This window comes from Chryseobacterium subflavum, from assembly GCF_055762745.1.
Genome location: NZ_JBVTMR010000002.1, coordinates 1 through 23,739, shown reverse-complemented (window position 1 = coordinate 23,739; position 23,739 = coordinate 1). Strand labels below are relative to the sequence as shown.

Annotated in this window: 17 protein-coding genes; all 17 read left to right on the top strand. The window is 34.6% G+C overall.

Annotated elements, in window-relative coordinates; genetic code table 11:
• Positions 1–19: 19 nt before the first annotated feature.
• Complete coding sequence (locus AC0INN_RS09375; protein WP_306612940.1) at positions 20–1,027, top strand: hypothetical protein; 1,008 nt, start codon at positions 20–22, stop codon at positions 1,025–1,027.
• Complete coding sequence (locus tag AC0INN_RS09370; protein WP_273649884.1) at positions 1,024–2,163, top strand: EpsG family protein; 1,140 nt, start codon at positions 1,024–1,026, stop codon at positions 2,161–2,163. The genes AC0INN_RS09375 and AC0INN_RS09370 overlap by 4 nt, the downstream gene beginning before the upstream one ends.
• A gap of 349 nt (positions 2,164–2,512) precedes the next feature.
• Complete coding sequence (locus AC0INN_RS09365; protein WP_306612938.1) at positions 2,513–5,995, top strand: T9SS type A sorting domain-containing protein; 3,483 nt, start codon at positions 2,513–2,515, stop codon at positions 5,993–5,995.
• A 251-nt stretch (positions 5,996–6,246) separates the two neighbouring features.
• Positions 6,247–8,778, top strand: coding sequence for a type I DNA topoisomerase (topA, locus tag AC0INN_RS09360; protein ID WP_273649880.1), 2,532 nt, complete (start codon positions 6,247–6,249; stop codon positions 8,776–8,778).
• A 109-nt stretch (positions 8,779–8,887) separates the two neighbouring features.
• The gene (locus tag AC0INN_RS09355) at positions 8,888–9,958 is read left to right on the top strand and encodes a formimidoylglutamase (RefSeq protein WP_273649878.1); all 1,071 of its coding nucleotides are present in this window, start codon (positions 8,888–8,890) and stop codon (positions 9,956–9,958) included.
• Positions 9,959–9,964: 6 nt separating this feature from the next.
• The gene (locus AC0INN_RS09350; RefSeq protein WP_172282397.1) at positions 9,965–10,966 is read left to right on the top strand and encodes a glycosyltransferase family 2 protein; all 1,002 of its coding nucleotides are present in this window, start codon (positions 9,965–9,967) and stop codon (positions 10,964–10,966) included.
• 111 nt (positions 10,967–11,077) lie between these two features.
• Positions 11,078–12,196 carry a glycosyltransferase family 4 protein gene (locus AC0INN_RS09345; RefSeq protein WP_273649875.1) on the top strand — a complete coding sequence of 373 codons (1,119 nt, stop codon included), beginning with the start codon at positions 11,078–11,080 and terminating at the stop codon, positions 12,194–12,196.
• A gap of 36 nt (positions 12,197–12,232) precedes the next feature.
• On the top strand, positions 12,233–13,111 hold the full coding sequence (locus AC0INN_RS09340) for a polysaccharide biosynthesis/export family protein (RefSeq protein WP_172281083.1): 879 nt from the start codon (positions 12,233–12,235) through the stop codon (positions 13,109–13,111).
• A gap of 4 nt (positions 13,112–13,115) precedes the next feature.
• Positions 13,116–15,599, top strand: coding sequence for an exopolysaccharide transport family protein (locus AC0INN_RS09335; protein ID WP_273649872.1), 2,484 nt, complete (start codon positions 13,116–13,118; stop codon positions 15,597–15,599).
• 212 nt (positions 15,600–15,811) lie between these two features.
• Positions 15,812–16,705: a type IX secretion system protein PorG gene (gene porG, locus AC0INN_RS09330; protein WP_172282395.1), complete on the top strand. Its 894-nt coding sequence runs from the start codon at positions 15,812–15,814 to the stop codon at positions 16,703–16,705.
• A gap of 5 nt (positions 16,706–16,710) precedes the next feature.
• On the top strand, positions 16,711–17,460 hold the full coding sequence (gene uppS / locus AC0INN_RS09325) for a polyprenyl diphosphate synthase (protein ID WP_172281079.1): 750 nt from the start codon (positions 16,711–16,713) through the stop codon (positions 17,458–17,460).
• 29 nt (positions 17,461–17,489) lie between these two features.
• Entirely contained in the window at positions 17,490–20,045 is a 2,556-nt protein-coding gene (gene bamA / locus AC0INN_RS09320; RefSeq protein WP_273649870.1) for an outer membrane protein assembly factor BamA, read from the top strand.
• A gap of 7 nt (positions 20,046–20,052) precedes the next feature.
• A complete protein-coding gene (locus AC0INN_RS09315) occupies positions 20,053–20,607 on the top strand; it encodes an OmpH/Skp family outer membrane protein (protein ID WP_172281075.1) in 555 nt (184 codons plus the stop codon).
• Between the two features lie 65 nt (positions 20,608–20,672).
• Positions 20,673–21,176, top strand: a complete 504-nt coding sequence (locus AC0INN_RS09310; RefSeq protein WP_172281073.1) for an OmpH/Skp family outer membrane protein — start codon at positions 20,673–20,675, stop codon at positions 21,174–21,176.
• 69 nt (positions 21,177–21,245) lie between these two features.
• On the top strand, positions 21,246–21,731 hold the full coding sequence (locus AC0INN_RS09305) for an acyl-CoA thioesterase (protein ID WP_172281071.1): 486 nt from the start codon (positions 21,246–21,248) through the stop codon (positions 21,729–21,731).
• Positions 21,731–22,594, top strand: coding sequence for a dTDP-4-dehydrorhamnose reductase (gene rfbD / locus AC0INN_RS09300; RefSeq protein ID WP_172281069.1), 864 nt, complete (start codon positions 21,731–21,733; stop codon positions 22,592–22,594). Before AC0INN_RS09305 ends, rfbD begins: the two co-directional genes overlap by 1 nt.
• A gap of 7 nt (positions 22,595–22,601) precedes the next feature.
• Positions 22,602–23,285 carry a hypothetical protein gene (locus tag AC0INN_RS09295; protein WP_273649865.1) on the top strand — a complete coding sequence of 228 codons (684 nt, stop codon included), beginning with the start codon at positions 22,602–22,604 and terminating at the stop codon, positions 23,283–23,285.
• Positions 23,286–23,739: the final 454 nt, after the last annotated feature.

Here is a 23,739-nt window from a genome sequence, read left to right as displayed (position 1 = left end):
AATAAAAAGCTGTTTTGATATGTTGAAAATATTTGATGAAAAAATAAACGGATTTTTATTTACGATAATACTTCCGCTTTTGCTGTTCTCAATGTCCTATTATGGATTTGAGTCTTCCTACACAAGATTGAAAACAGCAGAAAGGCCGCCCGATTATTTGTTTTCATCGGTGTATGCTTATCGGGTACTTCCCAACTATCTCAGTTTGTATCTTACGGACATTGTGGGATATATTATTGAAAATTATTTGGGCTTTTTTCGGAAATTTCTACATAAAAACGGAACTGCATTTTATCATGGTCTTTTTCTGATGAACAGTTTCTTCTTTATTCTTTCTTCCGTTGTTTTTAATAAACTACTTTCCCTGAAGCCGGTTTCACTTCTTGTAAACATCAATCTAAAAAGAGTTATTCATCTGCTGGCCGTGTTTTTTATTGTAATCACGCAATATGCACCTACAAATTGTGATATGATGGCACTTTTTTGTTATCTGACAGGAGTATTTTTAACATTAAAGTATTTTCATATAAATAAGACTGCATATTTTTATATTCTAATTGTTTTAATATTTCTTTCGACGTTCGTTAGGGAGACGGCTTGTCTGAATATTGCTTTTTTTGCTGCACTCTTCCTGGATATAGATGATCTCAGAAAAGGAAATTATACAATGGTCGCAAAAACAATTCCTCTGGTGATCTCTTTTTTAACAGCCTATTTAGGATTGAGAATGATTGTTGTTCAGGAAACTACTTTTGTAGAAGGCTTTTATATCAACAGGAACTTCGAAAGCCCGTTCAATCTGGCGGGGCTGTTATTTGGATCCATAGTCTTGTATTTTGTATACCTGTTGGGCGTATCTGCTGACAATAAAACGATATTTAAAAAGTATTTATTTTTCTCATTGCCTTATCTTGCTATGATTACCATGGTGGGACTTTACTGGGAGGTGAGGCTTTTCCTTCCACTTATTCTTACAGGAATTGTAGTGGCTTATCATCAATTTAAAAATTCCCTGATCCTCTCATGAGTTTATTGCATCCATATTACATCATTGCGATGATCTACATGCTTATTTTTAGCGTGCAGGAGGTCTTTGGAAATAAAGTTGATAAAAAGTGGTTTTGGTTTTTAGGGGTTTACCTGATTATTATTGCCGGGCTCAGAGATAGTGTTGGGCCGGATTATGGGAGTTATAAAGGGATTTATATCTATTCAGATACAAAAGAGTATTGGAGTATCTTTTTAAAGGCCCTTCACATAGAAGGTTCAGAGAATGTTGATATAGAATGGTTGTATGCATTGATCAATAAGATCATGCTTAATGTGTTCAATGCTCCGTTTTACATGCTGACACTCGTTATTGCTATTTTTGCTATATTTTTTAAGATAAAATATACCGAAGACAATACTTTTTATCCATTTACTTTTACGCTGTTTATGTTTATTCCCAATTTCTTCATTGGAGAAAGTGGACAGATCAGGCAGAATCTTGGAACCTTTATTATATACTTCGCAATCAGGTATATCAAAGAAAGAAAATTATGGCACTATTTATTCTTTGTATTCATAGCTTCAGGGATTCATAATGTATGTTATATATTTCTACCCATGTATTGGGTTGCACGCATACCTTTAAATAAAACAATGATGCTGGTGTCTATTATTGTTTCGATCTTTTTGTCTCCATTCGAAGTGTATAAGGTTTTTGGTAACTTTTTGAGTAATATTGCCTCCGATAGTATGCTTGTGGAAGGTTTTAACGGATATGTGGATGAGACGGCGCAGCGATTAAATGGGGGATTTGGTATTCCCGAAGCGTTAATGGCAATTCTCACATTCTTTTTATTTGCATTTGATACTCCCATGAAGGAAAAATATCCATATTATGAATATCACAGGAACTATGCCGTCATTGGAATCTGTTTTTATTTCATATTCAGAAACAATCCGGTGTTCTCATCCAGGCTTGCGGGAGCGTTTATTGGTTTCTCATTTGTATTGATTCCTAATGCAATGTATGTTGTTTCGGCTAATAAAAAGAGATTAATATATTCCTTTATCATTGCATTGACCATATTCAACTTCGTGGTATTTTCCAGTTTCAGAAATATTATTGCAGGTAGGTTCACCATTGACCTCTATAAAAATCATATTTTACCTTAACAGTAAAGTAAATGTATTGACAAAAGGCGCACTTTAAAGATGCGTCTTTTTTCTGTTATCCCTTATCAATGCTCGTTTCTTTACGCTCCAGACTGTATTTTTCCTTATTATTTGTGAACTTAATATACCACAAATTTAAAATTCAATACAATAATATTGTAGTTTTGTGCTGTTTTAATCAAAATAGAATATCTATAAATAATTGTTTTATTTAATAGTATTTATATAATAATTAACTTATTAAATATATATTTATAATATAAATCACTATTTATTGATGCGGGCTTAAAATTTGTATTGGTGTTTCTACACCAAACCTAAGGATATGAGAAACAGTATACTAAAAAAAATGACGGCAATTTTTTGCCTTGTGTCAGTGAGTGCCTATTGTAGCAATGGGTATAGATATGATAAAGATGATGAGTGGCCAGGTGATCACTATACAAAAGTTAACGATTCTTTGGTCAGGATACCACAAAACTATGATCAAAGAGTGATCAATTCTGCTGATACCCAAAGTTTTTCATCCCAGCTTAATGTAAAAAGTAAAGTAAACCCACTTGCCTTAGATTGGACTAAGGCGCCCAATAGTTATATTTTTGATCCTAACCAGGAATATGCCGGTCTGCTTATACCGGTCAGAAAAGCCTATGCCATGTGGGAAGATGATAAATATATAGGCAGTGAAGGTATTCCCGAAGGAAAATTAACGGCTGATGTATTATGGGAGGATGTTCCTGGGCTAATAATAAGTGGAGGTAATTACGCTCTTGAAGTACTTGATACGGGGCAGAATGCCAAAATTAAAGTTCCTGTAAATAAATCAAAAGAGGGAAATGCTGTAATAGCATTTAGAATAAATGGCGAAATTTTTTGGTCATGGCATGTATGGGTTACTGATGATCCCACTAACGGATCTGCCTATAAAAGTTTTGAAACAATTAAAAGACAGAGAAACGATGGAGTGATTGAGCAGATCCCCGATTCGGACTGGAGGTGGATGGATAGGGATTTAGGCTCTGTAAGCGGAACGATCACAGGAACAGAATGGAACAGGAATTTAGGCTTACTCTATCAATGGGGTAGAAAAGACCCGATACCCTCTCTGGTATACAGGGGTAATGATTTCTATGAAGTATCAGGATCTATCGGAAGAATAAGGCACCGGGGAGCAAAAAATTTCACTAATGCCATTAAAATTGATGATCTCAGAAAGTTTGTTTTATTATCCAATGCTGAAGTAACCAATAATATCAAGCTTTCTGTAAAAAATCCTTTGAGTCTTATCTATGTGAATAAGGATGATAACTCTGGTCCCGCATATTATAATAACAATGCTAATCTGATGGTTAACTGGTTTGGAAAATCCTCTAATTTTAAAGACTACCAGTTATCTGAGCTTAATTTATGGTCAGACAATTCACAGGGGAAAATAAACGCAACTTATACCACTGATGATTCAGCTCAACCGTACCGTGATAAGTCATCTTATGATCCTTGTCCCAACGGATGGCGGATTCCATCGGTTTTGGTTGCTAATCTTGCCTCAGCAAATTATGTGGATGATATCAGGACCGATTTTTCTCCCTTTGGAGTAAGAACCAATATGGGGAAAAATGCTTTTGAATCCAATGGCTACCATATTGTAAAACCCACTGATACGAATATGCCTTTATTTATGAAGGGAATTAAATTGTGTCCCAATATCGGATTTGACCTTTCTCAGGTCGGAGGTTACGATATGGGATTGTTTCCCGGAACGGGGCAGGTAGCTATTGAAACACAGGCCGGACAATATGCGGACCAGCACCATACCAACATATGGACTGCGACGATGGCCAGACAGTTTGATGCTACTCCTGCTACTGTTGCAAGAGGCTTATATATGATTCCGGATAAAGCCCAGCCTGACATTCCGGATTCAAATTTCCCTACGATAAAAGGTAGATTTCAATATGTGCCGTTAGCAACAATGAATACTTCAGAAGCTAATGGATGCCGTTGCGTAAAAGATCCTTTGTATGTGGTGGATAATTATGATTTTCCTACTGAATTTTTAAACATTTCCAATGAATATCTTGAAGGGTTAAATAATCCGAATACTTATCAGATCGTTAAGGCGACGACTGTATCTACCATAGAGATTCCAGTGAGTAAAGCATTTTCAGTTCAAAGTCAGCTTCTTAATAATCAGGAGATTCTTGATCCTTCCAATTATAACAACCTTAAGGTAAATGTACTTTGGACAACTAATACAAGTTTAATTAGTAATGTATCAATAGCTAATCCCTCTCCTGCGTCGCTGGGCGGTTTAAGCGGGTCTAAAATTGTAGTTGCAATTAATCCCAATCAAAGTGGAAATGCGGTGGTTACTCTTCATAATGGCAATATCACTAATCCTGTTTACTGGAGCTGGCATATTTGGGTTACTGACACGCCCGTGAACAGTCTTCAATATACAACAGAATTGCCGGCCGGAAATGCCACCAATTATGTCAATTATGTAGATAAAGCAGATATTCCCTTCCGGACCGAATTTATGGACAGAAATCTGGGGGCAACGGATGCATTTCCGATGGTTGTAAATAATCTTACCCCTACCTCTGCGGAATTATCCAGAATCAGGGCATCCACTGGGCTTCATTATCAGTGGGGAAGAAAAGATCCTATTCCAACATTCCAGTATGCTGATAACAGAGGGTCATACAATGTGTTTCTTGGGAATGTTTTAGCAACCGGAACGATTAGTTATACTACCCTTGCTGCGTCTACTTATAATAATATGTCCGGAAGTTATATTGTTCCTTATAATACTTATGCTGCGAATGCAAATCTCCTGGATACAGATAAGGTGTCTGACAAAATTTCGAAAATCTTGTCTTATTCTGTTAGAAATCCTTTAGTATATATGATTCCAAGTACTTTTGCTCCCTATAATAGCAGTACTCCTAATTATACAAATGGAACGGATTGGCTATCTACTGAACCGAACCTGGCGCAGGACAGATGGGGAAGAGGAGGTGTGAAATCACCGTTTGATCCTTGTCCGGAAGGCTGGAGAATTCCTGATGTGTCTGGTGTTGCAATTGTTTCCGGTAAAGATTTTGGAATGACTCCATGGTATAAAAAGGATAAAAATGTTGCAACCATGTATAGTATCGTTAACGATTATCAGGGAGTGAGAGTCAGAAATCCAAGCACGACAACTACGATTGGCTATATGTTCAATCAGTCAGCATATCCTGTCGGCAATTATCCTAATTCCGGATCCAGAGGTTTCAGAAGTGTTACAGGGAATCAATCTGCCCAGGGAACTTATAACGTCCTTAATTATCAATATCCCGGATTCTGGACCGGTGCATTGGCGTCGAATTATACAGGGCGTTCTGTAAATATGTTATTCGATGCAGCTTCCTCTTCAAACCGTATTATGGCTTTTCATGATAATAACGACCCTTATTTTGGAATGAGCTGCCGTTGTGTAAAGGTTAAATATGATGAAGACGGAAATGAAGAAGGGGTAATTACAAAACTTCAGATTACATCTTTGTCAGCGACAAAAGCTGCAGCACCTTTAAATAAAGATGAGTTTTTGGATATTATGGGCAAAGAGCAGGTCTCTGTTTTTCCTAATCCGGTAAAAAGTGAACTTCATATCAAGGCACCGGATACTACCGGAGGATATTATTATCAGATATATAATATGTCGGGACAACTGATCATGTCCGGAAAATTTGAAAATGATAAGACTAATCTTTCTACATTGACATCAGGAATATATTTGATCCGGATAAATAACTCGAATAAGATCATTAAGCTTATAAAAGAATAAAAATTTAAATATAAATAGGCTGTTTCAATCATGAGACAGCTTATTTTTTACTACTTTATTTACCGATCTTATAATAATAGGTGAAAAATTCTATTAAGATGTGTTTTACTAAATTAATTTTAAGTCAATCACTTGATTGAAAAGAATAAAACCAGTATATAAATGCCCTGTAAAGTCATTTCATTTTTAAATTAAACAAGTATTGCAAAACCTATGTAATAAAAAAGCTTTACTTTTGCAAAAATTTTAGAATGTCGAAAAATTTAGTAATTGTAGAGTCCCCGGCAAAAGCAAAAACTATTCAGAAATATTTAGGAAAGGATTTTGAGGTGAAATCCAGTTTCGGACATATCCGGGATTTACCTAAAAAAGGGATGGGTATAGATCTTGAGACATTCAGTCCTGATTACGAAGTTTCTGCTGACAAAAAGAAATTGGTAACAGAATTAAAATCTGCTGTTAAAAAAGCTGAAATTGTTTGGCTTGCTTCCGATGAGGATCGTGAAGGAGAAGCCATTGCATGGCATTTGGCAGATGAATTAAAGCTTAAGCCGGAAAACAGAAAACGTATTGTTTTTCATGAAATTACTAAAAATGCTATTCTAAAAGCAATTGACAACCCGAGAGATATCGATCAGAATCTGGTTAATGCACAACAGGCAAGAAGAGTTCTTGACAGAATCGTAGGTTTTGAAATGTCTCCTGTTCTTTGGAAAAAAGTAAAACCGGGATTATCAGCGGGTAGAGTTCAGTCTGTAGCCGTGAGATTAATTGTTGAAAGAGAAAAAGAAATACGCGCTTTCAATCCTAAAGCAAGCTTTAAGCTTGACGGGATTTTCCTGAATAAAGAAGATCAGGAAATCGCTGCGAAACTTAAAAAAGATTTCGAAAAAGAAGAAGAAGCTGAAAAATTTTTGGAAAAGGCAAAAACAACAGAGTTTAAAGTTCTGAATGTTGAAACAAAGCCTGGAACGCGTTCCGCATCTGCTCCTTTTACTACTTCTACATTACAGCAGGAAGCTTCTTCCAGATTAGGTTATAATGTAACAAACACTATGCGTCTTGCACAAAGACTGTATGAAGAAGGATACATTACCTATATGAGAACAGATTCCGTGAATCTTTCTCAGGAAGCAATCGAAGGATCAAAAAGACAGATTATATCTGAATACGGTGCAGAATATTCCGCTCCGAGAAATTATACGACAAAGTCGGCTTCAGCACAGGAGGCTCACGAAGCGATACGACCGACTGATTTCGCAGTAAAAAGTATTGGGGATGCTCAATTAAACAGATTATATCAATTAATATACAGAAGAACGCTGGCCTCTCAGATGGCTAATGCTAAAATTGAAAAAACGGTCATTGAAATAGGTAATACGAGCTTGCCTCAGCATTTTGAAGCTCAGGGTGAGGTTATTATTTTTGATGGTTTCCTTAAAGCTTACGGTATTGTAAAAACGGAAGATGACGACGAGGAAAATAATGAGAAATTACTTCCGAAAGTAAAAGTAGGAGAAGTTTTAAGTTATAAATCAATTACGGCAACTGAAAAGTTCACCAGACCCAGCGCAAGATATACAGAAGCAGGATTGGTAAGAAAGCTTGAAGAATTGGGAATAGGCCGTCCTTCCACGTATGCGCCTACCATTCAGACCATCCAGAACCGTGAGTATGTTGATAAGCGTGAGATTGAGCCACAGATTCGTGAAGTGGTGAAAATGTCTTTGGTAAAAGATAAAATTAAAAAGGTAATACTCGACGAGAAATTCGGAGGTGATAAAAATAAATTTGTTCCTACAGATATTGGTGAGGTAGTCAATGACTTTCTTATTGATCATTTTAAGGAAATTCTTGATTACGGATTCACGGCAAGAGTTGAAGAAAGTTTCGATGAAATTGCAAACGGAGATCAGAAATGGAAGGAGATGATGACTGATTTTTATTCCAAATTCCATCCAAGAATTGAAGACGTAGAAGAAAATGCGGACCGTGCAAATGGGGATAGGCTGTTGGGTGTTGATCCAAAAACAGGTAAAAATGTTCATGCCAGAATTGGAAGATTTGGAGCTATGATCCAGATAGGGGAGACTGAAGATGAAGAAAAACCTACTTTTGCATCGCTAATGAGTGGGCAGAATATTGCAACCATTACGCTTGAAGAAGCATTGGAACTATTCAAGCTGCCTTTTGATCTGAAAGATTATGAAGGCCAATCCGTTTCAGTAGGTGTGGGGAGATTCGGTCCTTATGTAAAGTGGGGTGAAACGTATATCAGTATTCCAAAAGGAGAGGATCCGCTTTCTGTAGATCAGAACAGGGCTGAAGAAATTATCGGAGAAAAGAAAAAAGCTGATGCTCCTATTGCAACCTACAAGGGAGAGCCGGTAACCAAAGGAACAGGAAGGTTTGGTCCATTTATCAAATATCAGAGTATTTTTGTAAACGTTCCTAAAAAGTATGATTTCGATAATCTTTCTCAAAGCGACATTAATGAATTAATTGATGCTAAACTGGAGAAAGAAGCAAACAGATATATTCAGCAGTGGGAGAAAGAAAAAATATCTATTGAAAATGGAAGATGGGGACCATTTATTAAGTTTGGAAAGAGCATGTTCAAAATTCCAAAGAAAAAAGATGACACAAAATATGATGCTGAAGAACTGAAAGAAGTTTCATTGGATGAGGTGAAAAAGTGGATTACTGCCCAGGATAAAAATGCTTTTGCCGAGAAAAAAAAGCCGGCAGCCAAGAAAAAAGCGACTGCCACAAAAAAGAAATAAAAAGTAATGATATTACAAAGCCATTAACAAACAGTGTTAATGGCTTTTTTTATGACCATTAAATGATTTTATTTTAATATTTTTGGTTTTTAAGACTTAATTAGAGAGAATGAATTTTGAAGATTTTATAATTGCCCCTAGGAATTTCAAAACTGAGAATTGGCAGATTGGAAACCAGATTACCAAAGAAATAAAAGAAGACAGTATTGTTTTGCTTTTCGTATCAGATTACAGAGGATCAGGTGGCGATGCTGAAGTACAGGATTTTACCTCTGTAAGAAAGGAATTTTATAAATTATCACAGTTGGATTTTGAAATTCCCATCGTTGATCTTGGAGACCTTGTTTCCGGTAAATCTGTTCAGGATTCCCATTATATCTTACAAGAGGTTCTTTCTGCCTGTCACTATAAAAGAGCAATTCCTGTCATTATCGGAGGTTCTAATGATTTCGCCTTTTCTTTATTTTCAGGATTGAATTTTCATCAAAAAAATATCAATTATACACAGATCAGTAACGTCATTTCTCTTAAACAGGGTGAGCATATCAATGAGCATACTTTTCTAAGCAAAATTTTGGGTGCTAAGAATTTTTCGATTAAGAATTACCACCACTTGGGATATCAGAAGCACCTGAACGAAGTAGATTCTGTAAAGCTGATTAAAGAAGTTGAGTTTGATATTGTCCGTCTGGCAGAAATGATGAATTCTACAGAAAAAACAGAGCCCTTCTTCAGAAAGGCTGATTTGGTGACTCTCAATTGTGATGCAATTGAAAGTTTTGGAGAACCTTTTTCAATAAATCCGCAGGTGAATGGACTAAATAGACGGGAAATCTGCGCTTACATGAAGGAAGTTGGGTTGAGTGAAAATTTGAAGTCTGTCGGAATTTTTAATTATAACATATATTCGGAAAGCCAGTTGAATCATCAATTGTTGGCACAGATGATCTGGTATCTGATAGAAGGAATCAATATCCAAAGATCACACCCAAAAGAAAGGCACTACGAAATTTTTTATGTGTTGATCGATGATAGCCAACATACATTTAAGCGTGATACGTTTAGTAATCTGTGGTATTTTGGAGATGATGAGAATATTGAGAATTGTATTCCTTGTTCAAGAAAAGATTTTGACGAAGCAAAGAAAGGCTGGTTGAATGCAAGGCTGACGAAAATTTAATTTATAATGAATACTGTTCCCTCAAAAGTTTCTATCATAGTTCCTGTTTATAATGTTGAAAATTATTTGGCTAAATGTCTCGACTCTTTGATTAATCAAAGTCTGCAGGAAATTGAAATTATCGTTGTGGACGATGGTAGCAGTGATAATTCTGGATTGATTGCACAGGAATATGGCCAGCGTTTTCCGGAAAGACTAAAAGTTTGGAAGAAAGAAAATGGAGGTTTAAGCGATGCCCGGAATTTTGCCATTGACCGAGCGACGGGAGATTATATTGGTTTTGTGGATAGTGATGATTATGTCGGAAAAACCATGTTTGAAGAAATGTTTAACCTTGCGGAAAAGCATAATGCCGAAATGGTCATCTGTAATATTCAAAAAGTTGACGAGTCGGGAATTGTTACCCAAAAGCTTACTCAAATTCCTAATATGCCGGAAAAAATTGATTTGGAGAAAAACTTTTCTGTGTTTTCTGATCTCAGCTATTTTGCATGCAACAAGTTGTTCCGGAAGGAACTTTTTAATGATAAAAGGTTCAAAAAAGGGGTGCATTTTGAAGATATTCAGCTCATTCCACAACTTTTACTCAAGTGTAAGATTGTAGCACAGACGCAAAACTTTCATTATCACTATTTGGAAAGAAATGATTCTATCACTAAAACACATACTGAAAAAGGATTAGATATCCTCAAAGCAGTAAAAGATGTAGAATCTGAATTTAAAACATCATCCTATTCAACAAAAAAAGAGGAACTGAAAAACTTCCAGATTTTAGAGGGAGTATATAGTTTTTTGGCCTATCTGGCGTTTGTAAAAGATGATAAAGTTTTTTACGATATGGCTGATCAGCTGAAAAATTTTATAGAGGAAAGGAATATTAAAATTAAAGATATATTGTTCTATAGTCGTTTTGGTAAGAATTATATTTTATATTTGCCACTGAAAAAAAAGATATTTTATCTATTGTTTTTTGCAGGGCAAAAAAAATTGATAAGAAAGTTGATTTAAACACAAATGTAAGTACTGTCATTTCGATATATTACAAATTTCGTAGATACTATTTAGCAGATCTTAAGTAATGAGTGCTAAAGCATAATGAAAGTACTTAAATAGGAAAAAATGAAGAATTTTGAATTGTTCTTAAGCGAGATGGATATTTCTATTTTTTATGTAAAAATAGGATTTGGATTCTTGTTTTCTTTTTTAATCACGTTTTTCTCTATCCCAACCATTATTAAAATTTCCAGAAGAAAAAATCTGATGGATGAGCCGGGGGTAAGAAGTTCACACTTGAGAAAAATTCCCAATCTTGGAGGAATTGCTATTTTCTATTCTATAGGTATTTGTACTTCTATTTTTGCCTATGAACTTTTTGATCTGTATAAGTTTTTATTTGCTTCATTGCTCATTCTCCTTTATGTAGGAGTAATGGACGATATTGTAGTGATGAGAGCTTACAAAAAGCTTGTTGCCCAGATTGTGGTATCCACGCTTATCGTTATAGGATCTGATATAAGAATCAGAAATCTCTTTGGGATCTTTGGCATTTATGAACTTGAGTATGTTGTCAGTGTTATATTTAGTGTTATTACTTTTATTGTTCTTATTAATGCATTTAATCTCATTGATGGGATTGACGGACTCGCTGGAGGGTATTCAGTGATATGTAGTGCATTGTTTGGGATAAGTTATTATAGATTAGGAGAATATAATTATCCTCTGGTCGTATTGTCCGTTGTAATCATTGGAGCTGTTTTGGCATTTTTATACTATAACCTCTCGAATTACAGGACCAATAAGATATTCATGGGAGATACAGGATCTATGTTGTTAGGATTTTTATTGGCATTTACAAGCATCTGTTTTATTGATATATTTATAGACAAGAAGCTTCCGGATATTCCAAGGTATCACTTACAGTCAGCTCCGGCGATAGCTGTAGCCATATTGATTTTACCTATTGTAGATACTTTGAATGTCATCTTTGTAAGACTTTGGAATAAAAAATCTCCCTTTGATGCGGATAAGAATCATATACACCATAAGCTTCTGAAGCTTGACTTTACCCATAGAAGATCGGGTTTTTATATTGTCGTCTATTATCTTTTTATAGTAATGGTGGCATATTTTTTAAGACATATAAATGTAAATTTATTGTTATTGGTGATACTTGTGCTGGGCTTTACTGGTGCTTATTTGCCGGATTTTATTTATCGGATAAGAAATAATAGGAAGTAACAATTAAATTTTTATTTTTGTAAACAACATTTGATTATGATAAGAAATTTTAAATATTTATCCCTTTTAATCCTGCCTTTTTTCATTACCTCTTGTATCACAAAAAAAGATGTAAGATATATGCAGCCTAATGAAAATCTTGTGATCAATGAGGAAGGTCTTGTTCCTTACAACATTCCCGTATACAGGATCACGAAGAACGATATACTGAATCTCAATATTGTTACTACTCCAAAGGGCGATGCAGCGCAGTTTTATTCTACTTTAAATACTTCCGGTAGTACAGTTGCTCCCGGGGTTAATCCCACAACTATAGGAACTTTAGGACGTGTTGGAAGCGGAAGTGGAGGAAGTGGTGGTGGAGGAAATACCAATTTCTATTTTAATGGATTAAAAGTGGATTCCAATGGAGATATTAATGTTTTTGGAATCGGCTACATCAAAGCAGAAGGACGTACTATCGAAGATATCACCAAAGAGATCCAGGAGAAAGTAAATGAAAATTTCCAGGATGGAAAGTCTCAGGTGAGATTAAATACGGACGGGATAACTTATTATATTCTTGGAGATACGGAAGCTGTTGCTATTACAGGAGAAAAAGTGGCTCACAAAAATACGCTTACCATTACCGAAGCACTGGCAATTAATGGAGGATTAAATAAAAGTGTAGATAGAAAAACAATTGTTATCCACAGAAAATTACCGGAAGGAATTAAAATTGCGAAAATAGATTTAACCCGGGAAGATGTAATGAATTCACCATATTATTATGTGCAAAATGGTGATGAAATCTATCTTAATACCAGAGGGAAAAGCTTGAATGGATTGGGAAAAGACCCTGTACAGACTATCACAACAGGAATTTCATTAATTACTACAGCGTTGTCAGTTTATTTAATCCTAACAAGACTTTAATATCATGATTCCAGGAAAAGAAACTAACGTTGAGAAGAATAATTCTCAAAAAGATAAAACCGGTTCTTTTGAATTGTTTGATGTTGAGCACTTTTTAAGAAGGATATTAAAGAACTGGTATTGGTTTGTTTTAATGCTGTTTATTGGCTACTGTATCTCATGGATGTATGGTAAATATTATGCACAGAGTATTTATGCTTCAAACCTTTCTTTAAGTGTATCTAATAATACTTCCAGCTACTTTACTCCTAACCAGTCAATTAACTTTATTTGGGGACAGGGAGGAAATCAAGACGGGATTTATTTGAAAAAAATGCTTTTGTCAAGATCACACAATGAATTTCTTGTAAAGGAGCTTGATCTTTTTGTTAACTATTCTACAAAAGGATCTATAAAATCTACTTATCTGGATAAAGACGATTCACCGGTCTTTGTGCAGATTGATAAGAAACACTTACAACAGATTAATTATCCTATTACATTGATGCCAAAAGGAGGAAATACGTATGAAGTGGTATTACCTGATAAAGGAGAATCAACTCATTTGTATAATTATGAAGTGGAGGGGTTTCAGGATATTCATAGCTTTAAAAGACCATCGAATAAAATAATTAAAGTAGGAGAATGGTTCATAGCACCTAATATTAAATTTAGACTGCTTCAGAATCCAATAACCCCAAATATTAAACTGGATAATATTATTGTTAATCTTAGTTCTGTCAATCAGTCCGTTAATGAGATTGTATCAACCATCGGAGTAGAGTTTGATAAGGAGATCAATTCTATTATGATCATTACAAAAACAGGTTTCAATCTTAATGGAACTGTAAATTTCCTTAACAAGTCTGTAAGTGAGCTACAGAAGAAAAGGATGCTTGATAAAATGACCGTTGATAAAAATACGGAAACCTATCTTCAGGATAATCTTACAGGAGTAAGAAAGAAACTGGATTCAAGTGCTACTGTTCTCAACTATTTAAAAACTTCGGAAAAGCTCTACGACATTAAAGATAGAGATGAAAAATCTCTGACGAAGATTAAGGAACTGGAAGCAAAAAAGGCAGACCTGACAAGTAAAATTAACTCCCTTAATCTTATTAAGAACACACTGGAGAACCAGAATTTTGATAAAATGATCAGTACAAATGCTGCAGGGTTCGAAGACGGAATGTTTACGGCTTCAGTTTCGGAACTTAAGGCATTGTATCTTAAAAGGAGAGAAATGGCTACGATTTATACGCCAAATTCAGAACCTATGAAAGAAATCAACAGGCTGATCAGTGATGCAAAATTAAGCTCTTCCAACTCTTTGAGCAATTACTATAATGGATTTAATGTTGAAATCAATAAGATTAATCAACAGGTAGCTGAAGCTAATGCTGATCTTGACGCTTACCCTGAAAAGGAAAGAAAGTATTTAGATGCAGAAAGAGGATACAATATGATTGAAGCCACTTATAATAGTTTACTGGGAAGGCAGAATGAAACTAAGATGAGGATGGCGACGAATCAATCTGATATATCTGTTATTGACCCTGCCAAAAATGTAGGACAGTCTCCTATCGGGCCCAACGTAAAAGGAACGAAGCTGGTCATTATGGGAGGTTTATTACTTCTGCCGTTTTTGTTTATTTTAATCGGAGAATTGCTGGATAATAAAATAAGAAATATTAAAGAATTATTGAGTGCTACCAAAATTCCATTGCTTGGAGTGGTAGGTAATAATAATAATGAGAATATGCTTACCGTGCTTGATCAGCCTAAGTCTTCAGTTTCTGAAGCATTTAGAGGAATAAGGGCGAATATGCGATTTTTGTCTGATGAAAATGAAAAGAGTAAAGTTGTTTTAATTACTTCATCGATTGGAGGGGAAGGTAAAACATATGTTTCAATTAACCTTGCTTCAGTTCTTGGTTTAAGTGATAAAAAGACTATTCTTTTGGGAATGGACCTAAGAAAACCAAAAATATTCGGTGATTTCAAAATTGATAATAAATATGGAATTTCGAATTATCTTACAGGCGAAGTTTCCATTGACCAGATTATCAATAAAACAACAATTCCAAATCTTGATGTTGCCACATCAGGGCCAATTCCTCCGAACCCGTCAGAACTGTTAATGAGTAAAAAGAATATTAAATTCATTGAAGAGTTAAGGGAGATTTATGATTTTATCATTATCGATTCCCCGCCGGTAGGACTTGTTGCAGACTCATATGAATTGATGAAATATTCTGATACTAACATCTATGTGGTGCGTCATGAATATACTGAAAAGTATATGCTTAAAATGATTACGGAAAAATATCATAATAATGAGATTGAAAACCTTGGTCTTGTATATAACGATTATATTATAAAGCAGGGATATGGTTATGGCTATGGATACGGATACGGTTATGGCTATTTTGATGAGGACAAAAATTACAAAGAGCCGCTATTGATTAAAATAAGAAATAAAATACAGGCAATTTTTAATAAAAAATAAAACATTAAACCCTCATTTAATGAGGGTTTATTATATAAGGCTTTTATTGATTCTATTAAAAAAAGAATATTTTCGGTACTTTGTCGTTTACTTTATAACAAATTATGTTTTTTTGTTTGTTTTTAACTAAACATTAAGAATATCATTAATATAAAAATGTTTTATATTTGCAAAAATTAAATTTTAAAATAACCATAAATCCATATTCTTTTATGAATAAAAAATTATTATTTAGCTTCCTGGCCGTCCTTGGAACAATGACTGGTGTGAAAGCACAAAGAAACGAATTGGGAGTTCGTCTAGGTATGAGTAACCTAGTGGGTGATATAGGAAGTACGAGTTATATTTTACAAAAGCCGTTGGATTTAAGCAGAGCATCAGATTGGGGAGTTCCATTTTATGGTGGTATATTATATAGATTTAATTTTAATCCCTACCAAACTGTTAGACTAGATTTAGGTTATAATCAGGTACAGTTCAGTGATAAAGCAGCGAAAGAAGATTATAGAAGAAATAGAAACTCATTTGGAAAGAATAATGTATATGAAGCAAGTTTGGTATTTGAATATAATTTTTTCCCGGTAAATAATGAGCAGATAAGTATGGTTAGCCCTTATATATTTGGGGGTATTGGAGGTTTAATGTTTGATGCTCCTAAAGCGACTTTAGTGAATGACTTTAGAAGAGATGCAGATGGAGTAGCACAAGCTCCGATTAATGAAAGGGATTTTACTACACGAGCAGAATATTCTCTGGGTAAGAAAGTAACAATGCATATTCCTTTTGGAGTCGGATTAAAATATAAATTTAACCATAGCTGGGCAATATTTGCGGAAGCTACGTTTAGATATACATTAACAGATCAGTTGGATCATAGTAAAATATTAACTAAAGATGTTGTATCTACCTATAATGGAGATATAGTAAATCCTACAACAGGAGGGTCTTTATTGCAAACAGGAAATTATTATGCTGTTTCAAAAGAAAGAGAAGCTGCATTTGTTAATGGAAGAAATGTTGGAGATACAAAATCTAAGGATTGGATGAATACCTTTAGCTTAGGTCTTACATTCTCCTTTGGAAGACCTCCGTGTTATTGTGAGTAATTAGTATGTCGTTGATTAAAGATAAAATAAATTCAGAGAACTTACCAAAACATGTTGCTATCATTATGGATGGCAATGGAAGATGGGCAAAATCTCGTGGTGAAGAAAGAACTTTTGGTCATAAAAATGCCATTAATGCTGTAAGAAATGCCATTAATGCGTGTAATGAGATCAATATCCCATATTTAACATTGTATACATTCTCTTCGGAGAATTGGAACCGGCCGAGTGATGAAGTAAATACTTTAATGAATTTGCTTACTGAAACATTATTGCTGGAAGCGGAAGAAATCTTCAGCAAAGGTCTAAGAATGCATGTTATTGGGAATCTGGATAAGCTGCCACCTCTTGTAAAAGAGCAGCTGCTAAGAGTGGTGGAATTAACAAAAGAAAACACAAAAGGTAATTTAGTATTAGCGATCAGTTATGGCTCGCAAAACGAGATCCTGAATGCCGTGAGAAATATAAGTTCTGATGTAAAAGAAGGCAAGGTGGATGTAGAGAATATTGATGAGAAATTATTCGAAAATTATCTCTATACAAAAGATTTTCCACCTGTCGATTTATTAATAAGAACCAGTGGTGAAATAAGAATTAGTAATTTTCTTCTTTGGCAGATCGCCTATGCAGAACTCCAGTTTTTAAATGTTCTGTGGCCAGATTTCACAAAAGATATTTTCTTCCAATGTATTGTAGACTATCAAAACAAAGAAAGGAGATATGGCCTAACCGGCGAACAAATAAAAATCCAGTAAAATTTAAAGAAAAGAAAGACTACGATAAAATGAAGTTTAGACTATTACCCATCATCATGTTTGTTGCTTCTGCACATTTTTATGGACAGGTGACTCCACAGGATAGCACAAAAGTGAATAACCCTGTGCATGCAGAAAACCAAACAGGAACCTACGTTCTTAAAGACATTGTTGTAGATGGGGTTAAGAAATATACACCTGCGCAAATCTTAAGATTTACAGGATTATCTAAAGGAGAAAGTGTGGATATCCCCGGACAAAAAGTTAGCAATGCTATCAAAAAGCTTTGGGATACCCAATCATTTTCAGAAGTAGAGGTTTATGTTCAAAGTATTGAAGGAGAAACAGTAGTTTTGAAATTTTACTTGCAGGACTTAAAAGAACTTGGAGAAGTTAAATTTTCCGGTAAAGGAATTGGAAAGTCAAAAAGCGAGAAACTAGCTAAGGATAATAACCTTAAGCCGGGAACTAAAATTACACAGAATTTAGTTTCAAGCCTAAAAACAAATGTTCCTAAAGACTATATTAAGAAAGGTTTTGCAGATGCAAAGATTTCCATTCAGGATAAAGTAAATGCAAATGACCCTGCTTTAGTGGACTGGACCATCAATGTAGATAAAGGCAAAAGAGTAAAGATTGATCATATTGAGTTCGAAGGGAACGAAAATGTGAGCGATTCTAAACTTAGAAACAAAGCATTTAAAGAAACCAAACAAAAAAGATTTGGGATCGGTGGTATCTTGAAATCCTCAAAATTTATCGAAGATAAATATCAGGAAGATAAACAAAGCCTGATCAGCTATTATAACTCATTAGGTTATAGAGATGCTGCTATCGTATCCGATTCTGTTTGGAGAAATAAAAGAAATAATTACGAAATCAACGTAAAATTAAAAGAAGGTAAAAAATACTATATCGGAGATATCACTTTTACCGGAAATACAGTATATGCCACAGAATACCTGCAAAGACTTCTCGGTTATAAAAAAGGAGATATTTATGATGCAGTAGGTTTCAACAAAAAAGTTGGAGAAGATGGAGGTAAGGAGGATGATTCCGATATCAAATCGGTATACATGAATAATGGTTACCTTTTCTCTAATGTAACCCCTGTTGAAAAATCAGTATCTGGTGATTCTATTAATCTGGAAATCAGAGTAAACGAAGGAGAACAGGCAACTTGGAACAGAGTTACTTGGCAAGGAAATACAACAACTCATGACCACGTAATTCTGAGGGCATTAAGAACAAAACCAGGGGAGCTATTTAAGAAAACCGAAATCAAAAGAACTTATTTTGATTTAGCAGGTATGTCTTTCTTTGATCCGCAACAGATCGGTCAGGATATCCAGCCAAATCAGCAGGACAATACAGTAGACATCAACTGGAAACTTGTTGAAAAAGGATCCTCACAAGTACAGCTACAAGCGGGATATGGAGGAAATAGCTTTATCGGAACATTAGGTTTAACCTTTAATAACTTCTCTTTAAAGAACTTCCTGAAGTTTAAGGATTTCAGACCTGTACCTCAGGGAGATGGACAGACCCTGTCTATTCAGGCTCAGGCCGGACAATATTTTCAGAATTATGGGGTGTCGTTTACTGAACCATGGTTATTCGGAACAAAGCCAACGGCACTTTCTGTAAGTATTAATAACTCAATTGTTAGATATAGTACGTCAGTTACAACGACAAGTACTGACGCATCAAGATTGAACATTTTTTCGGCATCTGTTGGGTTAAACAGGCTATTGAAATGGCCGGATGATTATTTCTCATTGTATACTGGGATTCAGTACCAGAAATATGATTTCAAAAACTACCCATTTGACTTTGGTGGAACTACAGAGAATTACGGGACTGCCAATAACTTAAGTTTAAACTTAGGACTAAGCAGAAACTCTGCAGGTATCGACCCGATATTCCCTACAATGGGTTCCAATATCGAACTTTCTGCGAAGTTAACTCCACCATATTCATTGTTTAGTAATAAAGACTATTCTACAATGTCGCCTACGGATAAATATAAGTGGATGGAATTTTATAAAATTAAATTCAAAGCTGATGTTTATAACGAAATTGCAGGTAAGTTAGTTCTAAGGTCTTCTGCCGAAATGGGCTTCATGGATGGTTATAACAAGCAGTTGGGAGCACCACCTTTCGAAAGATTCTATATGGGAGGAACCGGGCTTTTCGGAGGAAGATATGACGGTAGGGAATTAATTCCTTTAAGAGGTTATGAAAATGCTTCTACTTACGGAGGAGATGGTACTCAGGGAGATATCACTCCACAAGGAGGAGGTACCATTTATAATAGATTTACATTAGAGCTAAGATATCCGATATCATTAAATCAGACAGCAAAAATTTATGCACTAACCTTTGCTGAAGGAGGTAACGTTTGGAACTCATGGGGAAGCTACAATCCTTTCCAGTTAAAAAGATCAGTGGGTGTAGGGGTAAGAGTATATATGGGAGCATTTGGATTGATCGGATTTGATTTTGCTTATGGATTTGATAAACCAATAAACTCATCAGAGCCTTCAGGATGGAAGACACACTTCTTAATGAACCAATCATTATAATGATCACATGAAAAAAATTAAAATCATTTTCACATTTGTATTATTTTTGCTCTTCAGTTTTAGCAATGCGCAGAAAATTGGAGTAGTTGATACAGAATATATTTTGAACAAGCTTCCACAATATAAAGAGGCAGAAGCAAGATTAAATTCGCAGATTGATACTTGGGAATCGGAACTTCAGAGTTTGAATGCTGAGTATGAAAAGAAAAGATCTGCATTTGAAAATGAGAGAGTATTATTAGTTGGAGACCAGCTCAAACTGAGAGAAAAGGAAGTAATGGATCTCGACAAAAACATTAAAACAACAACAAGTTTACGCTTTGGAACAAACGGGGAGATTACAAAATTGAGATCTAATCTCGTTGAACCTTTTCAGGATCAAATTTGGAATGCTGTAAAAACCATGTCCGAGAAAAATGGCTTGGGCATAGTTCTTGATAAAAGCAATAACATTAATGTTATTTTTCTTCAAAAAAGATATGACTATACAGACAAAGTACTAGACATTCTTTTAAAAGGAACAGAAAAGAAAGAAAAAACTAATACAAGAGGTAAAAAGTAATCGATGGAATTAACTTTTACTGAAATTAAAAATCTAAAACAAATTAAATTATTTATTTACCAATTATGAAAAAATTAAGTGTATTATTTGCAGCAGTAATGATGGTTGTATCTGTAGGTATGGCAAAAGCTCAAAAAATTGCTACTTTAGATGTTATAGGTGTTCTTAACGCAATGCCTGAAAAGAAAAAGGCTGATGCTGACTTAAAGACTTTCTTAGATACTAAGCAAGCTGAGATCAAAAAGAAAGCAGATGCTGGACAAGCTAAATTAAAGCAATATTCTGAGGAAGCTCCTAAGAAAACTGCCGATGAAAACAAAGCAAGAGAAGCTGAATTAGCTAAAATGCAAGAAGAAATTCAACAAATGAACGATAAAGCTCAGAAAGATTTTGTGGCTAAACAAGATGCAGCTTACGAGCCTATTGAGAAGAAACTAAACGAGGCTGTATCTAAAGTAGCTAAAGCTGCAGGATATGATTTCATTATGGATGCAAACTCTTCCGCATTTGTATACAAAGGAGGTCCGGATGCGACTCCAGCTGTAAAAAAAGAATTAGGTGTTCAATAATCTAACAAATTAACAAACATTTATAAAACTTACCACCTCTTTTAGGGGTGGTTTTTTTATTTTTGCCAAATGGAAAAAGAAGTATCAACAACGGTAAAAGTCAGATTCAGTGATTGCGATCCTATCGGGCATCTCAATAATGTAAAGTATTTGGATTATATGTTTAATGCGAGAGAAGATCACGTTGAAACATTTTATGGCTTTACTTATGAAGAGTACACCAAAAAAACTGGCTGTACCTGGATTGCTATACAGAATGAAATAGCATACCTGAAAGAAGTAAGATACAATACCCAGGTTGTAATCAGCAGCAAAACAATCGACATACAGGACAGAACTGCAAAAGTTGAAATTCTTATGAAGAGTCTTGATGAAAGTACAATTCATGCTGTTTTATGGGTTACCGTAATTTATTTTAATGTTAAAACAAGAAAATCAGATATACATCCTGAAGATATTAAAGAAATTTTCCATAAGTTCTACGTAGATTTAGAAGAAAAAGATTTTCAATCAAGAGTTAAGTTTTTAAGATCCCAAAACGCAAAAAATCCATAATGAAGAAAATAGTTGTTATAGGCAGTAATGGTCAGTTAGGCAATTGTATAAGGAAAATAGCCCCTGATTTTGAAAGTGATTATGAATTTATTTTTACGGACTCCCAGACCCTTGATATTACAGATGAAGACCAGGTAGACACCTTCTTTTACGATAATAAGCCGGACTTCTGTATCAATGCATCAGCGTATACAGCGGTAGATCTGGCTGAAAAAGAGAAAGAAAAAGCATTTGCAGTAAATGCTGATGGGGTAGCACATCTTGCCCAGGCATGTTCTGAACATAAAACAGTTTTAATACATGTTTCTACGGATTATGTTTTTGATGGAGAAACAAATTTATGCTATTCTGAAGATGACTTTACAAATCCGATTGGGGTATATGGAGCATCTAAATTAAGAGGAGAAGAACTTGCATTGGAAATTAACCCTCAAACAATTATCCTGAGAACCTCCTGGCTGTATTCTGAATTCAATAAGAATTTTGTAAAAACCATGCTGAACTTGTTTTCGCAAAAGGATGAGTTGGGAATTGTAGCAGACCAATTCGGACAACCGACTAACGCAAATGATCTTGCAGAGGCCATTATGGATATTATTAAAACCTCACGTAAGAACTTTGGTGTTTTCCATTTTTCAAATTATCCTGAAACCACCTGGTATGAGTTTGCAAAAAAAATTGCTGAATTATCAGAATCATCAGTTAAATTAAATGCACTGACTACTGAACAATATCCTACTCCGGCCAAAAGACCAAAGAGAAGTACAATGTGCTTAGACAAAATTGAAGAAGTTTATAAAATTGAACCCAAACATTGGGAGAATAGTCTTGAAGAATGTGTTAGCATTCTTGCACAACAATAAATATCTTATGAAGAACCTTGCAATTGTAATTTTTGTTTTTGGCATTCATTTTTTTAATGCACAAAATGTGTATTTAACAAAAGTTGAGAAAACAAATGATAACTCAGATAAATTTTTATTTAAAATTAAAGAGGAAATAAAAGATGCGCAATATCTGGGAGAAGTTGAAGTGCGTGGTTTTTCGAAAGACGATGCTGCTGTTTTTTCTATGATATTTAAAAAAGCAAAAGAGATCGGAGCGAATGCAATTTCTTTACAGCCCTTTAACAATGTAGATGGATCTCATCAGGCTTTTAATCCTTCAAATTATAAATTGAATTTATATTATTTGCCAAAAGAAAAATTTGTTTCACAAACAGATCGTATATTTTTGTTTGCATCTTCAGATAAAGAGCAAAAAATTAGTGTTAATAAAAAAGACTATTTATTATCTCCAAGATCTTTTTTTGTGATAGACGTTGTTTCGGGTGAAGTGTATACCATATCTACAAGGAAATTATTAGGTTCTACGATCAAAGTTCAGCCTAAGGCAAATGAAACCAATCAGTATTTCCAGGTGTCAGCTCTTAAAGTAAAATCTGATAATACCGGAGTTGGTGGATTAAACCTTAAATCAGGTGATATTATTGGACTGGAAAAATCTTTTGCTGAATTTTTAAGTTTAATATATACCAAATTAGATTCTAAATAAGAAGAATCTTCTTGTTTGTATAAAATAACGACCTCAAATTCATAGAGGTCGTTTTTCTTTTATATATACTATATGTAAACTTTATCTAGTATTTACCCGTCTCTTCATCTTTTATACTTTTCTTTTTGATAAAAACCCTTCTTTTCTTAGATTTTAATTTTTCCCTTTTCCCTTGTCATGGCTGTTTTCTCTTATGTTTTCGCCTTTGTCATTCTAAACCCAGGAAAAAGCATTGAAATTTTTGGAGTTGCTTATCAGTGAGTTAAGATCAAATATGAACTAAATGTGAATTTAAATATAAAATGATTTGGATTATGTGATGAATAAGGTGTACTTTTGCCCCACTGAAAACGAGAGATAGTAGGTAGCGCAGAAGAGAGTAATTATAAACGAAAGATTTAAAAAAAATAAATAATAATTTATTTTGAAAATTGAGAAAAGTTTGTATCTTTGC

What these genes read in the sequence shown, in the direction of transcription:
- AC0INN_RS09375 (WP_306612940.1), top strand. Translation starts at nt 20, where the DNA reads ATGTTGAAAATATTTGATGAAAAAATAAACGGATTTTTATTTACGATA.
- AC0INN_RS09370 (WP_273649884.1), top strand. Translation starts at nt 1,024, where the DNA reads ATGAGTTTATTGCATCCATATTACATCATTGCGATGATCTACATGCTT.
- AC0INN_RS09365 (WP_306612938.1), top strand. Translation starts at nt 2,513, where the DNA reads ATGACGGCAATTTTTTGCCTTGTGTCAGTGAGTGCCTATTGTAGCAAT.
- topA (WP_273649880.1), top strand. Translation starts at nt 6,247, where the DNA reads ATGTCGAAAAATTTAGTAATTGTAGAGTCCCCGGCAAAAGCAAAAACT.
- AC0INN_RS09355 (WP_273649878.1), top strand. Translation starts at nt 8,888, where the DNA reads ATGAATTTTGAAGATTTTATAATTGCCCCTAGGAATTTCAAAACTGAG.
- AC0INN_RS09350 (WP_172282397.1), top strand. Translation starts at nt 9,965, where the DNA reads ATGAATACTGTTCCCTCAAAAGTTTCTATCATAGTTCCTGTTTATAAT.
- AC0INN_RS09345 (WP_273649875.1), top strand. Translation starts at nt 11,078, where the DNA reads ATGAAGAATTTTGAATTGTTCTTAAGCGAGATGGATATTTCTATTTTT.
- AC0INN_RS09340 (WP_172281083.1), top strand. Translation starts at nt 12,233, where the DNA reads ATGATAAGAAATTTTAAATATTTATCCCTTTTAATCCTGCCTTTTTTC.
- AC0INN_RS09335 (WP_273649872.1), top strand. Translation starts at nt 13,116, where the DNA reads ATGATTCCAGGAAAAGAAACTAACGTTGAGAAGAATAATTCTCAAAAA.
- porG (WP_172282395.1), top strand. Translation starts at nt 15,812, where the DNA reads ATGAATAAAAAATTATTATTTAGCTTCCTGGCCGTCCTTGGAACAATG.
- uppS (WP_172281079.1), top strand. Translation starts at nt 16,711, where the DNA reads ATGTCGTTGATTAAAGATAAAATAAATTCAGAGAACTTACCAAAACAT.
- bamA (WP_273649870.1), top strand. Translation starts at nt 17,490, where the DNA reads ATGAAGTTTAGACTATTACCCATCATCATGTTTGTTGCTTCTGCACAT.
- AC0INN_RS09315 (WP_172281075.1), top strand. Translation starts at nt 20,053, where the DNA reads ATGAAAAAAATTAAAATCATTTTCACATTTGTATTATTTTTGCTCTTC.
- AC0INN_RS09310 (WP_172281073.1), top strand. Translation starts at nt 20,673, where the DNA reads ATGAAAAAATTAAGTGTATTATTTGCAGCAGTAATGATGGTTGTATCT.
- AC0INN_RS09305 (WP_172281071.1), top strand. Translation starts at nt 21,246, where the DNA reads ATGGAAAAAGAAGTATCAACAACGGTAAAAGTCAGATTCAGTGATTGC.
- rfbD (WP_172281069.1), top strand. Translation starts at nt 21,731, where the DNA reads ATGAAGAAAATAGTTGTTATAGGCAGTAATGGTCAGTTAGGCAATTGT.
- AC0INN_RS09295 (WP_273649865.1), top strand. Translation starts at nt 22,602, where the DNA reads ATGAAGAACCTTGCAATTGTAATTTTTGTTTTTGGCATTCATTTTTTT.